At 46.3% G+C, this 13,547-nt stretch carries 14 protein-coding genes; all 14 read right to left on the bottom strand.

The genetic code is table 11. The features are described 5' to 3' along the window. Positions 1-117: 117 nt before the first annotated feature. On the bottom strand, positions 118-1,248 hold the full coding sequence (gene flhB, locus ED652_RS05995) for a flagellar biosynthesis protein FlhB (RefSeq protein ID WP_122053835.1): 1,131 nt from the start codon (positions 1,246-1,248) through the stop codon (positions 118-120). Positions 1,249-1,257: 9 nt separating this feature from the next. Beyond that, a complete protein-coding gene (fliR, locus tag ED652_RS05990; protein ID WP_102361117.1) occupies positions 1,258-2,040 on the bottom strand; it encodes a flagellar biosynthetic protein FliR in 783 nt (260 codons plus the stop codon). A 6-nt stretch (positions 2,041-2,046) separates the two neighbouring features. Then, positions 2,047-2,316, bottom strand: a complete 270-nt coding sequence (fliQ, locus tag ED652_RS05985; protein WP_029235191.1) for a flagellar biosynthesis protein FliQ — start codon at positions 2,314-2,316, stop codon at positions 2,047-2,049. Positions 2,317-2,327: 11 nt separating this feature from the next. Next, complete coding sequence (gene fliP / locus ED652_RS05980; RefSeq protein ID WP_174214617.1) at positions 2,328-3,257, bottom strand: flagellar type III secretion system pore protein FliP; 930 nt, start codon at positions 3,255-3,257, stop codon at positions 2,328-2,330. Further along, entirely contained in the window at positions 3,244-3,705 is a 462-nt protein-coding gene (gene fliO / locus ED652_RS05975; protein WP_122053833.1) for a flagellar biosynthetic protein FliO, read from the bottom strand. Before fliO ends, fliP begins: the two co-directional genes overlap by 14 nt. Further along, positions 3,705-4,115: a flagellar motor switch protein FliN gene (fliN, locus tag ED652_RS05970; RefSeq protein WP_122053832.1), complete on the bottom strand. Its 411-nt coding sequence runs from the start codon at positions 4,113-4,115 to the stop codon at positions 3,705-3,707. The genes fliO and fliN overlap by 1 nt, the downstream gene beginning before the upstream one ends. A gap of 28 nt (positions 4,116-4,143) precedes the next feature. Further along, positions 4,144-5,187 carry a flagellar motor switch protein FliM gene (fliM, locus tag ED652_RS05965; protein ID WP_122053831.1) on the bottom strand — a complete coding sequence of 348 codons (1,044 nt, stop codon included), beginning with the start codon at positions 5,185-5,187 and terminating at the stop codon, positions 4,144-4,146. 7 nt (positions 5,188-5,194) lie between these two features. Further along, entirely contained in the window at positions 5,195-5,683 is a 489-nt protein-coding gene (gene fliL / locus ED652_RS05960) for a flagellar basal body-associated protein FliL (protein WP_122053830.1), read from the bottom strand. 53 nt (positions 5,684-5,736) lie between these two features. Next, on the bottom strand, positions 5,737-7,854 hold the full coding sequence (locus tag ED652_RS05955; protein WP_122053829.1) for a flagellar hook-length control protein FliK: 2,118 nt from the start codon (positions 7,852-7,854) through the stop codon (positions 5,737-5,739). A gap of 182 nt (positions 7,855-8,036) precedes the next feature. Next, a complete protein-coding gene (gene fliJ / locus ED652_RS05950) occupies positions 8,037-8,474 on the bottom strand; it encodes a flagellar export protein FliJ (RefSeq protein ID WP_017104828.1) in 438 nt (145 codons plus the stop codon). A 22-nt stretch (positions 8,475-8,496) separates the two neighbouring features. Beyond that, positions 8,497-9,816 carry a flagellar protein export ATPase FliI gene (gene fliI / locus ED652_RS05945; RefSeq protein WP_122053828.1) on the bottom strand — a complete coding sequence of 440 codons (1,320 nt, stop codon included), beginning with the start codon at positions 9,814-9,816 and terminating at the stop codon, positions 8,497-8,499. Further along, positions 9,816-10,616, bottom strand: coding sequence for a flagellar assembly protein FliH (fliH, locus tag ED652_RS05940; RefSeq protein ID WP_065104903.1), 801 nt, complete (start codon positions 10,614-10,616; stop codon positions 9,816-9,818). Before fliH ends, fliI begins: the two co-directional genes overlap by 1 nt. A gap of 123 nt (positions 10,617-10,739) precedes the next feature. After that, on the bottom strand, positions 10,740-11,801 hold the full coding sequence (gene fliG, locus ED652_RS05935; protein ID WP_017104826.1) for a flagellar motor switch protein FliG: 1,062 nt from the start codon (positions 11,799-11,801) through the stop codon (positions 10,740-10,742). Next, the gene (fliF, locus tag ED652_RS05930; protein WP_122053827.1) at positions 11,794-13,536 is read right to left on the bottom strand and encodes a flagellar basal-body MS-ring/collar protein FliF; all 1,743 of its coding nucleotides are present in this window, start codon (positions 13,534-13,536) and stop codon (positions 11,794-11,796) included. Before fliF ends, fliG begins: the two co-directional genes overlap by 8 nt. Positions 13,537-13,547 lie beyond the last annotated feature (11 nt).

The following is a 13,547-nucleotide window of genomic DNA, read 5'->3' as shown; positions in this document are numbered from 1 at the left end:
TATAGCAAGCACTGTACCAATATCTCAACGTCAATTTATCGTCACAGCTTGCAAATAAAGACGATCAGATACAGCGACCATTATCCGGCTTCATTGGGCTGAGCTCAAGCAATTGATCTAATGACGTAAATCAGGTGGGATCGGCATATTAGAATCTTGCAATTTTGGCCTCTCCCCTCCTCTTTTTCTGTACTGTTTCAGCTGGAATACATATGCAAGCACTTGAGCAACAGCCGTAAACAGACCGTCAGGAATTTGCTGTTCTAGCTCGGTAGTGTGATAAAGCGCCCTAGCTAACGGAGGCGCTGGGATAATATAGATGTCGTTTGCACGTGCAATTTCACGAATCTTCATCGCCATATGGTCGACACCTTTGGCAACGACTATCGGTGCTTTATCTTGATTCTGTTTGTAGCGTAGAGCGACCGAAAAGTGCTCTGGGTTGGTAACAATAACATCTGCCTGAGGGACATCAGCCATCATACGTCGCTGAGCCGCTTCTCTCTGCAACATACGAATACGACCTTTAACTTCAGGCTTACCTTCGGTGTCTTTGAACTCATCTTTCACTTCTTGCTTGGTCATCTTAAGTTGATCAGCGTGTTGCCAAATCTGGAATGGGATATCAATCGCCACCACTATCAACAAAGAGCAACTGATAAGCAGAATAAAGTTAAGCAAGATATCCAAGGCGTGGAAGATATTCTGCGGATACACCTCCATGCTCAATTGCATTAAGTCATGTTGAGATGCTTGGATAAGATAGATAGCCATGCCCGATACCAAAGCGACCTTCAAAATAGATTTAAGCAGCTCAACCCAACTTTGTAGGCCAAACATACGCTTAATACCGCTCAAAGGATTGAGCTTAGACGCCTTAGGCATAGCGGCTTGCATCGAGAAGTTAACACCACCGACGCCCGCAGCACCAATCACAGCCGCAACAAACAAAGTGATGAGAATCAAGAACAGTGGAAACAGCAGATTGACCAAGGCACCACCAGCGATTTCCAGCAGCTTATTGGTATCAAAAATTTCGTCACGGCTGAGCGAAAACAGGCGTTGCATGGCCTCGAACAGAGCTTTCGCCATCGATTCGCCAAACCACATTAAAGAAATCGCGCCGACTATCAGTACCGATGCTGACGCTAACTCTTTTGACCTTGCAACCTGCCCTTTTTCTTTGGCCTGTTGCAAGCGTTTGGGCGTGGCGTCTTCTGTGCGTTCTTGACCGTCTGACTCTGCCATTTCAGTCTCCTAGCAATCCAATCTGATGAGACGACATATCTGCTGCTCTCCTTGTAACCAATACAGCTCATAGTGGCTATATAAGCCGCCAAGAATGTACCAACAAAGCAACAGACCCACGAGTAGCGCAAACGCAAAACCCAAAGAGAATATATTTAACTGAGGTGCAGCACGTGTCATTACACCAAAAGAGAGGTTAATCGTGAGCAGCGCAATAATGCCAGATAAAGACATCGCCAACGCTGTTTTGAACATGATACCCAACCACAAGGCTAGCTCTCTGAAATCAACAGCGGTTAAAGAACCACTGCCAATAGGCAATGTGGTAAAGCTAAACACCACCAGCTGCAGCATTTTTAAGTGGCCGTCTGTCGCAAGAAAGAACATGGTCGCGAGCAACATAAACAGTTGACCAAGTACTGGCGTATTCTGACCGTTTGCTGGATCAACCATAGAGGCGAAGCCCAAGCTCGATTGCATACCTAGAATCTGACCGAGCATAACAAAGGTCTGAATCAAAAACTGAGTGACAAACCCCATGGCGACACCAATCACGATCTGTTCAAAAACCGTGAGAAAGCCTTGAAACGACAACAGTTCAATGTCTTTAGGGGCAGCAGGAATGGCCGGCATAACCGCAAGCGTAATCGCTAAACCTAGATACAGACGAATACGTGGAGACACAAAGCGCGCCCCGGTTACCGTCATCACCATCAGCATCGCTGAGATGCGAGTATATGGCCAAAAGTAATTGGCTAACCACTCGAGTACTAGACTTGTTGGGTATTCCATTGCGGTTTAATACAACACTTGCGGTAAGCGTTCAATGAGTTCAAAAAAGAACTCCATCATCATCTGCGTCATCCAGTGAGCAAACAACATCAACGCCAACAAAGTTACGATCAAACGAGGCAAGAAGCTGAGGGTTTGTTCATTGATTGAGGTTGCAGCTTGGAATACCGCCACGACCAAACCAATCAGCAGGCTAGGAATAATAATGGCGCACACCATTATCAGTACCATCCAAAGTGCATCTCGGAACAATTCTACGAATATTTCAGGATTCATTATTCCCCCAGCTACAAGGCAAAACTGCCGGCGAGTGTGGAGAGTATCAAGTTCCAACCATCAACAAGGACAAACAGCATCAATTTAAATGGCAAGGATACAATCATCGGTGACAACATCATCATACCCATGGCCATCAGCACCGAAGCAACGACTAAATCAATAATTAGGAACGGCAAGAACAGCATAAAACCGATTTGGAATGCCGTTTTTAGCTCTGACGTGATAAATGCTGGAATCAGAACCGCCATCGAAACATCTTCAGGGTTGGTCACTTCCGCGCCCGAGATCTCAACAAAGGTTTCCAAATCTTTGATTCGAGTCTGCTTGAGCATGAAAGATTTAATCGGGCCTTGGGCGACATCGAATGCCTGTCGTGCCGATATCTGTTCATTCAGATAAGGTTGAACCGCTTGCTCATTGACCTGATTGATCACCGGAGACATGATGAAGAAGGTCAAAAATATCGCGATACCAATGATGACTTGGTTTGAAGGTGTTTGTTGCAAACCCATCGCCTGACGCAAGATAGACATCACCACCACAATACGGGTGAACGACGTCATCAAAATCACCATCGCTGGCAAGAAGCCAAGCATGGTCATCAAGGCTAAAATTTGTAAATTAATCGAGTAGTCTTCACCACCATTAGCATTGGTGGTCATGGTAAAGGCAGGAATACCGCCACCATTTCCCGTTAGGCTGCCCGTGGTCATGGTTTGCGATTTAGCTTGGTCTTGCTCCATCGTACTGATGGTGACCGACTCTGAACCAGCTGTATTCTCGGGAATCACGGTGCCATCTTCAGCTTGTGCAAATACCGACATGCTGAAGACTAGAGAGCAGAGGAGAATGAGCGGAACTAACCACACTTTCACCATTCGGAAAACTCCGCTTTGGCAAAAGTAAGATGAGTTCAAAGGTCCGTTACTTGTTTGCATCTTTTTTTATTAGCTGGGAAAGCTGACTTGAGAATGTGCTTTTTTCCAGCATCTCCTGAGTAAGAGGTTTATCAAGCTTAGAGATCAGTTGAATTGATTGTGTAGTGATACCCACTAGATACTGATCCTCACCCGCTTGAACGATAGCAATACGTTCTTTTGTCCCAACCGCTATCTGTCTCACAATGGACAAGCCTTGTTGGTTGGACATTGTTGGCACTTGCATTCTCTTAAGCAGCCAAGCGATAAACAAGATGAAGGCTATAACGAAAATTAGCGACCCAAAAGTGGTCGCTAAATCAAGAGAAGGCGGCGCTGCAGCAAAGGCAATGGAAGGCATAGAAAACAAGCCTATGCCTAGTATTCCACGAAGCAAACCCGTCATCCCGCGAGATAAATTGGTCACTTCGCGAGAAAAGCCCACTAGCCTTTGAGACGAAAGGCTCATTAACGTAGCTTCTTAATACGTTCGGTTTGGCTAATCACGTCAGTCAAACGAATACCAAACTTGTCATTCACGACAACCACTTCGCCGTGAGCGATCAAAGTGCCGTTAACCATTACATCCAGTGATTCACCAGCAATTCTGTCTAGCTCAACAACCGAACCTTGGTTCAATTGAAGCAAGTTACGAATACTGATCTGAGAGCGACCCACTTCCATTGAAATGGTCACTGGAATATCCATGATGGTATCCAGTTTACGACGCTCGTCTTCAGTTATTTGAGGTGATGAATCGACAAGTTCATCAAGAGGCGCAGCCAAGACATCATCAACATCAATAGAAGGAGCAGAAGGATCTTCACCAAGCGCTGCCGCCCATTCGTCTGCTAGCTTTTGATCTTCACTAGGTTCCATTACCAATTCCTATACTTTAACTATTTTACTATTCGTCATCATCGCTATTTTCTAGTTCAGACATCAAGTCTTTACCTAGGAAAGCGAGATCGGTTTTAACTACGTGCGGTCTTTGAATTTTTTCAGAAATCTGTACGGCCAGCTTTTCGCCTGAACGGCCCATTTTCACACGATAGGTTGGTAGTTCTTCAACGAACATCGTCGCATGTTCTGGCATATTCATCGGGATAACATCCCCAGGACGAAGTTCCATCAAATCACGCAAAGAGATATCTTGCTCGAGCAAATTGACCCGGAAGTTGACGGGCACATCCATGATTTCATCACGCAGTGCTGAGCTCCAACGAACGTCGGTCTCCATCTTATCTGATTGCACACCCGCATCAAGCAATTCACGAATCGGCTCCACCATTGAGTAAGGCATAACCACGTGGAAATCACCGCCGCCGCCATCAACCTCAATATGGAATGAACTCACCACAATCACTTCTGTTGGGCTCACAATATTCGCCATACTCGGGTTCACTTCTGAATCCAAGTATTCAAACTCAACGCCCATCACGGGAGACCAAGCTTCTTTATAATCTTCGAATACAATTTTAAGCAGTAGCTGAATAATTCGTCTTTCAGTTGGCGTAAATTCACGACCTTCAATCTTGGCGTGAAAACGTCCATCGCCACCAAAGAAGTTCTCTACCAATATGAAAACAAGACGAGCTTCCATGGTAATCAGCGCCGTACCTTTTAGCGGTCGGAAACGCACCATGTTTAAACTGGTCGGTACATACAATGTGTTTTGGTACTCACCAAATTTCATCATTTGTACGCCGTTGATCGACACTTCAGCCGTTTTTCGCAACATATTAAACAAGCTGATCCGCATATGACGCGCGAAACGCTCATTGATAAGTTCAAGGGTCGGCATTCGACCACGAACGATTCGGTCTTGAGATGAGAAGTCGAAATTAACCGCATTCTCGTTTTCGGACTCTAAGACATCTTCAACTTCTTCAACATCATCGACACCATGTAATAGCGCATCAATTTCGTCTTGGCTTAATAAATCGGTCACAAATTACCTATTGAATTACGAAGTCAGTGAATAACACTTTTTCAATAACAGGCTGACCCACAGCTTGAGCCAGACTTGCTTTAATATCTTCTGTTGCCTTGTCACGAAGTTCTACTCGCCCGATCGGAGAGCGCAATTGGTCTACCGTTGCAGAGGCAAATGTCGCCAATAACGTACTTTCAACGAGTGGAGAGTGGTATCGAGCAAGGTCTTCATTCTTGCTGCCTCGTACCATAAGCTGCGCTTTGATCTGTACCAGACGAGCTTTTTTGTCACCGGTGACATTGAACAAAAAAGGTTGTGGAATATTAACATACGCCACTGGTTCAGCGGCCGATGATTGCGCTTCAGTTACCAAAGCAGATTCAGCCGCTTCATCATTTGAGCCTAGAAAGAAAAATGCAGCACCACCACCGCCAAGCAATAATACGGCGACTGCGATAATTATGATGAGAAGCTTACTCTTCCCTTTGGGTGCATCTTGTACTTGTGCCATATTCTTCTCTAACTTCCTGTTGTTTCCACGGACTAACGGATCTAAACCTGATACTAGGCATAATAACTAATTCCATCACGCTTTGATGCGACATTCAATTCAAGATTGCTGCCGTTATCAAGGTTTTCATCACCTTGCCCATCATTTGTGCGGTTAGAGCCTGATTGTTGTTCACCATTGTTATAGCTATCTTGGCTCTGCCCAGAATTCTGTTGTTGGACGGACGAATCGGCCAGTTGCATACCTTGTTGAGCAAGCATCTCTCTCAAGCGTGGCAAAGTCTGCTCAATAACATCTCGGGCTTGTTGATTGCTCACCGTAAAGTGCACGTTCGCCACGTCATTATTCATGGTCATGCGAATTTTCATCTGACCCAACTCTGGTGGGTCAAGGCGGATATCCAAGTTCTTGAGGTTCTTAGACATCATCATTTGTACTTTTTCTGCCACTTGCTCATTGGCCAGTTCTTTAGTGAGCTGCAAAGGAGCTTGTTGAGCCGCTTGAATCTCAGCGCGTGTAGGAGCCGAACCTGCCGTTGCAGAGCTTTGAACACCAGCAGCAGACGCTATCTGCTGAGCCAATGTCGAATCTTTGGAGTCTTCTTTAGCACCAGCCTTTCCGAGACCAGACAATGCGGCCGTGCCAGCGCCAGCTTTGAGCAACATATCCGTTGCACCCGCTTTAGTCGTTGCTACTGGTGCATTCATTGCCAAGCTTTGCGCCGTTAAACTCGGGTCCAAGGCTGCTTGTTGTGCAGAAGCGGCATTGCCCTGCTGAGCTGCTAACTGTTGCGCTGCAGCCTGTTGAGCCGCGTGCGCATTATTGGCATGTAACATTGTTGCCTTGTCTGCCACAGCATTAGTTGCAGCTTGAGATGACATCTGTGACGTCGCTTGTTGGGCTGCCGTCGCAACAGCCGCTGTCGATGCCACTGCTGCTAACGCTTTGGCTTCAGCCGAATCCGTATTATCCCAATCAATCGCGGCGGCTTGACCTGATGCACCGTTCAAGTCCGGAGCTTGGCTTAACAGAGCGTTTGCTTGCTGTTGAACATTCGTGAGTTGCTGGTTCAATACTTCGAGGTTAGACGTCGCTTTAGCCAGAGCGGTTTGCTCATCAATCGACAACTTAGCCCCGCTTTGTTGCTTTTGAAGCAGACCATCGACGATTGACTGTTCTGAGTCGATTTGCGCATTCAATTGGTTCAACGCTTTGGTTTTAGCGTCAACTTGCTTTGCGAGCTCAATATCTGCTGGCGAGATTGCTTGACCTTGAACAGCCGCAACATCGCTAGCCGCATTTTTTTGGCTCAGTTCTCGGCTCATACTCGCTTCGATTTGCTCGGGAGTAACGCCTTTGTCCATCAATTGACGGATTTCATCATCTGTCAGTTGAGAAACGCCTTTACCACCGGTAAGCACTGCGATTTCAGAATCGACGTCCAAGCCATTATCTTGATTTGCCACATTGGCTTGTTGTGCCGCCTTGTCCATTTCGCCTGTAGGGGAAGAAGCCCCTGCAACAGAAGCACCCGCGATATGACCTTGAGCTTGCTGAGGCAAGCCTTTGCCGTTCGGTGTTTGATTGAGCGTTTTATTTGCCTCATCCAACTGACCAAGTAACTTATTACCCTCACTCATCGCAGCATTCGCTTGAGAGGCACCTTGAGGTTGTTCCCCTTTGGCTAGTGATTTCTCTGTGAGTGCATTGTCATCGGTTGGATTCGATGAGCTTGTACCTTTCAGTGTCGGTTCTAATTCAGACGTTTGTTCAGCAGCCATTTTTTCAGTGACAGCCTTTTCATTAGAAACTTTTTCAGCCTCCAACTTTGCAGAAGCTTGCTTGGCTTGAGCTTCACTTGCTGCGTCTGCGCTCTTAGGCTCACTACTATCACCTTTAGTCACCTCAGAAGACGCTTCAGCTGAACTCGATTTAGCCGATGCACTGTCGTCACCCGAAGTCGAGGTTTGCTTACCGTCAGATTTAGAGGCGCTGTCGGCATCTTTAACTGTTGTTTTACTGTCACTTTCTTCAAAGCCTAGCGCTTCTTTAAAAGACTCAAAGAAACCTTTTGAGTCGCCGGTTTCTTCTACCTTTGGAGAGGCAGAACCGGTGTCCAACAATGATGACGTTTTGTTGGTCGCTGAATTTGAGGAAAGACTAACATTCATATATACAAGCTCTATCTACTAGCTTTGCTGCCACAAACTAGGCAACAAAAAGAAAGTCGGGCGTTTTTCATACCTTTGTCAGGCATAACACGCAATTTTATATAAAACGGAGCAAGAAACATGCCTATAAGTTTCGATTTTACAATCTGACGAACAATCCCTGCATCGTTCGTGGCTTAGGATCACATCTTCTTTCGGCCATACATCAGAGTCGAGAACTCATCCATTTGCTTTTGTTCTCTTTGGTCTTGCAGTTTGGCTTTCTCTTTCTGCTTTTTCTCCATCAACCACTCGTAGGATTTACGCTTTTTACGTAGCTCCATCCAATAGTCTTGGCAGTTATCGACCTGATTTTTGAAGTGGTGTTCCGCTTCTCTTTGCTTGGAAAGCGTTTCGTCAAGCTGAGTCAAGAATCGATTCAAGTGACCATATTGGCTGGCTGTAAGCCCCGCTTTACCTCGATCGATCAATTGCTGACAGTAATCCAGTCGGTACTTTTCAATCTGCGAGACCTGATCGTAGTAACCTTGTAACTCAGAATTTGCTTTGTTTAGCGCCAATACGGCTTGGTTCTCTTGGTCTTTCGCTTGATCGAGAAGAAATTCTAACGCGTTATCCATGATTGACCTTATTCAACACGGCCTAGCCCCCTAACACATGCTTCAACATGTTGACGCACATGTCATAGGGAACTGTTTCTTTCATTTTCTGTTGTAAGTACTCATCCAATCTCGGTTTCAAGGTGAAGGCACTATCAATCGCAGGATCAGTCCCCGGTTTGTAAGCACCAATCGATACCAAATCTTGGTTCTTACGACAAATAGACAGCACTTGGCGCACTGCTTTCGACATCAAAACATGTTCTTCAGTGGTAATTTGAGGCATAACACGACTGACTGACTTCTCTACATCAATTGCAGGATAATGACCCGCATCGGCCATTTCTCGAGACAATACGATGTGACCATCCAAAATTGCTCGCGACGCATCGGCAATCGGATCTTGTAAGTCATCACCTTCGGTTAGAACAGTGAAGAAAGCGGTAATAGAGCCTTGTTCATCATTGCCGTTACCCGCTCTTTCCACCAGCGCAGGAAGCTTGGCAAATACAGATGGCGGATATCCTTTAGTAGCAGGTGGCTCACCGACCGACAGTGCAATCTCACGCTGTGCTTGAGCAAAACGGGTTAGTGAATCCATCAACAGCAAGACATCTAAGCCTTGGTCTCGGAAATACTCGGCAACGGCTAGTGCGGTTTGGCAGCCCTTCAAACGCATTAATGGTGACGAATCCGCAGGAGCGGCAACAACAACCGAACGTTTACGGCCATCTTCGCCAAGAATCTCTTCGATAAATTCTTTTACTTCACGTCCACGTTCACCAATCAAACCCACTACGACCACTTGCGCCGTTGTGCCTCGAGTCATCATACCAAGCGTGACCGATTTACCCACACCGGAACCCGCAAACAAACCAATACGTTGACCTTTACCCACTGTAAGCAAACCATTGATGGCCTTCAAGCCGACATCAAGTGGCTCAGAAATAGGTTTACGAGCTAAAGGGTTGATGGGTTCTGCGTTAAATGAAGCGCGTTGCTCGGTATAGATTGGACCCAATCCATCAAGTGGATTACCCACGCCGTCGATAACACGGCCAAGCAGTTCCATCCCGACAGGAATGCCGCTTTCAGAGGTCACTGGCGTAACACGTGCACCCGGTAAGATCCCGGTGATTTGCTCACTCGGCATCAAAAATAGATTATCACCGGAGAAGCCCACCACTTCAGCTTCCATCTGACCAGACATAGTTTCGATCAAGCACAGGCTACCAATCGGAGCTTTACAGCCAGTCGCCTCAAGCGTTAAGCCAACCACACGCACCAACTTACCTGAGGCAATCGGTCGTGATTTCAGCCCTTCGACTTTGTATTGGCTTAGGCGATTCGCGAGTTCAAGCATTACTCATGACCTTGATGACGATTGGCGCCACAGAAGTTTTGAATCACGTTTTTCACGCGATCTTCCATGCGGTAATTAACACTCGACTCACCGGCTTCGATTTGCACATCACCACGGTTGAGTGCAGGCTCTGCTACTAGAGTCCAATTCCGACATTCCAGTTCAGAGTCACCATGGGCAGAACGGATAATCGCAACATCTTCAGGGTTAAGTTTTAAAGTGATTGCGTGGCCAGAGATCGGCAATGACTCGACCGATTCTTTCACGGTATCTAATATGATTTGTGGGTTGGTTTGAACTTCAACATGGACTACTTCTTTAACCATGGTTAATACCATGTCGACCAATTGCTTCTCTACCTGAGCGTTCATTAGCTCTAATGGCTGTGCGAATTGGTTAGCCAGTCCCATGAAAACCGCGACTTGTTGTTGAATATATTCTTGCCCAGCAGTAACACCTTCAAGCTTACCCGCTTCATTGCCTTCTGCATGGCCAGCAACAAGTCCTTCTTCTTTGCCTTTTTCGTAGCCCTGCTTAAAGCCAGCTTCTTGCCCTTGGTGAAGGCCTTCCTGATAAGCGCCTTGCTTGATCAGTTCAATCTGCTCTTCAGTCAGAACAAGCTCTTCGTCTTCAATGGCTTCTTCAACCGTCGGCATCCAGCTAGGGTCGTAATTAAACGCCGTCTCTTTAGCATTTTTACTCACGTCAGAAGTGTAATCAGGGAGCCCCCATTTTTGAGGCTGGGCAACCGTATTATCTTCATCGGGACGAAGGAAGCCGCGTTTTCTATCACCTGACATATCAGTACCTATCTATGTGTGAGTCAAACTACTATTTAAATTCAGAGAGTTAGACTTAAGTAATCGGGATTTCGAAATTGGATAAAGAAAAGCCCCAACACTGTGGGGCTTTGAGATTTCGTATTAGAGGAACTCGTCGGCACCGCCAGATAGCATAATCTCGCCACTGTCTGCCATTTTCCTCGCAATACCCAAGATCTCTTTCTGAGCCGCTTCCACTTCAGAGACTTTCACTGGCGGCATCGCCTCAATATCGTCTCTCATCATATCGGCAGCACGTTTAGACATGTTCTTGAAGATCTTCTCACGTAAACCTTCGTCGGCACCCTTAAGTGCTTTCTGAAGAATATCTTGTGGGACATCACGCAGCAATCGTTGAACGCCTTGGTCATCAACTTCGATAAGGTTTTCAAAGACAAACATAAGATCTTGAATCTGTGTTGCCATGTCTTCGTCTTGATCTCGGATTTGATCCATCAAGACACCTTCGACGTTGTTATCCATGTAGTTCATGATTTCAGCCGCAGCTTTCAGGCCACCAATTTTGGCTGCTTGAGCACCAGCTTGACCCGCAAACTGTTTCTCCATGATTTCGTTCAGTTCAGCAAGCGCTGAAGGTTGAACTTCTTCAAGGTTAGCAATACGCATCATTAAGTCTAGACGTACACGTTCAGGGAACTGAGATAAGATCTCAGCTGACTGATCGGCTTCTAGGTAAGACAATACAATCGTTTGAATCTGAGGGTGCTCGTTGATGATGATACTTGCCACCTGACGAGGATCCATCCACTTAAGAGAATCCAAGCCTTTCGAACCGGTACCCAGAAGGATCTGGTCAACAAGGTTATTCGCCTTATCTTCACCCAGAGCCGCCACCAATGCGTTACGCATGAAGTCTTCACTGCCCATACCGATGTTGGTGTACTTCTGAATATCATCCAAGAAAGCACGGTGAACTGCGCCGACTTTCTCTTGCGACAAGTCCGTGGCACGTGCCATCGCACTACCTACACGTTGAACCTGCTTAGGCTCTAAGTGACGAATAATACCGGCTGCATCTTCTTCATTGAGACTCAATAACAAGATCGCTGCGCGTTCATCACCCGATATCGAGTCGATGTCCACACTAGCGACATCAAGCACTTCACCGCCTTCAGCTTGTTGTGGAACAATTTCGTTAGCCATCTGCCATCCAATTCTTAACTACTTGAGCTGCTAGCTCTGGTTCATTCGCTACAAGAGCACGTACTGCTTTAAGCACATCTTCGTCTTTATGAAGGTTAGGTAAATCTATACTCGAACCGAATTCGAACAATTCACCACCTTCGATATCGCCACCAATCAGGCTGGTTTCGCCATCGGCGCCAATCGGCATGCCATCAGGGCCGTACATTTGATCATCATTGTCTGCCGCTGGGTTAAGCAATTTCTTCATTGCTGGGCGAACCAGAACCAACACCACCACAATAATGACCAACGCACTTGCAAACCAACGGATCCAATCGTTAAAGTTTGGATGCTCCCAAATTGGTACATCCGCTACGATATCGGTCACTTGAGGCGCAAATTGCATGCTCAATACATTAAGTAGGTCACCACGAGTTTCATCAAAACCCACAGTACCGATCAATATCTGACGAATCGCATTGATTTCGCTCGCTGGGATTGGCGTGTGAACGACTTCACCGGTATCTGGATTCAACGACTGGCGATCTTTGATTGCGACAGAAACCGTTTGGCGATTAACCGTGCCACTTTGCTTACGCTCATGGCTGATGGTGGTATCTAGCTCGAAGTTTCGAGTCGCTTCTTTATGAACCGAACCCTGCCCTGTCAAAGCTCCATCTTTCATCTGAGCAACATCTTGAGGAATAGAAGCATCTGCCGGTGGTTGATTGCTCAAAGCACCTGGGATACCTGCCACTGTATTACCATTGTTGTAATCTTCTAGCGTGTATTCACTTCGTGTTGCTGGTGTGTTCGGGTCAAAACGCTTTCTTGTTTGCTCTACCGCGCTAAAGTCGAGTTGAATATCAACCTGAGCGGTGTAATTACCAAAACCAAGAATAGGGATAAGAATAGAGTCAATTTTTTCACGCAACGCTTGCTCTTGGTTACGTTCGAGTTCGTGCTCTTTGCGACGAGCCGTGGACATTGGGTCTTGAGAGCCTGAACTCAACAATCGACCATGCTGATCGGTCACCGTAATACGTGAGGTTTTCATTCCCGGAACGGCACTCGCTACCATATCCACAACAGAATCGACTTCTTGCTGCTTGAGGTTAGTACCGGTTTTGAGGGTTAGGAATACGGAAGCGGAGGCTTCTTGATTATGACGAACAAAGACACTCTGCTTTGGCAAGGCCAGTAAAACCTGCGCTTTACGCACCTGTTTCATCTGTTCAATGGCTTTCGCAAGTTGTCTTTCACGACTTAATTTTAAGCGTTCTTGTTCTAAACGTTGCGATACGCCAAAACCCATGTCTTGCATGAGGATGTCGTCACCTGCGTTTCTCTCTTGATTCAATCCCGCTCGTACCATATTAAGCTTCAGTGAATTGTACTCACTGACCGGTACTGAAATGGTGTTGCCTTCAAGAGAATACTCGATCTTCTGTAGATCTAAGTAATCAAGAACTGGGATCAATTCTTCTGTTTCATACGCCCCTAATGGACGCATTTCTGGCTCTTTAACCCAGAAAAACAGCATCACAATAAGCGCGACACAGATAGAAATCGAAAGGACTAAGACGACCTGACGAAGTAAATCAAGATCACCTACGGCCATATCGAACTTTGATGAACTGCGTTCACCTAGATCGGGATTTTGCCCTTCTCCGTCTAGATCTGAACCGGCAATAAGTGCGTGGTCGTTGCTATCGCTTACGGCTAAATCTGTTGTTTGACTATTTTCTGCCACTATTCAACTAC

The organism is Vibrio sp. Evd11, from assembly GCF_900382755.1.
Lineage (GTDB): Bacteria > Pseudomonadota > Gammaproteobacteria > Enterobacterales > Vibrionaceae > Vibrio > Vibrio lentus.
Note: the sequence above shows the minus strand (reverse complement) of the source record. Positions and strands in the feature narration are given on the sequence as shown.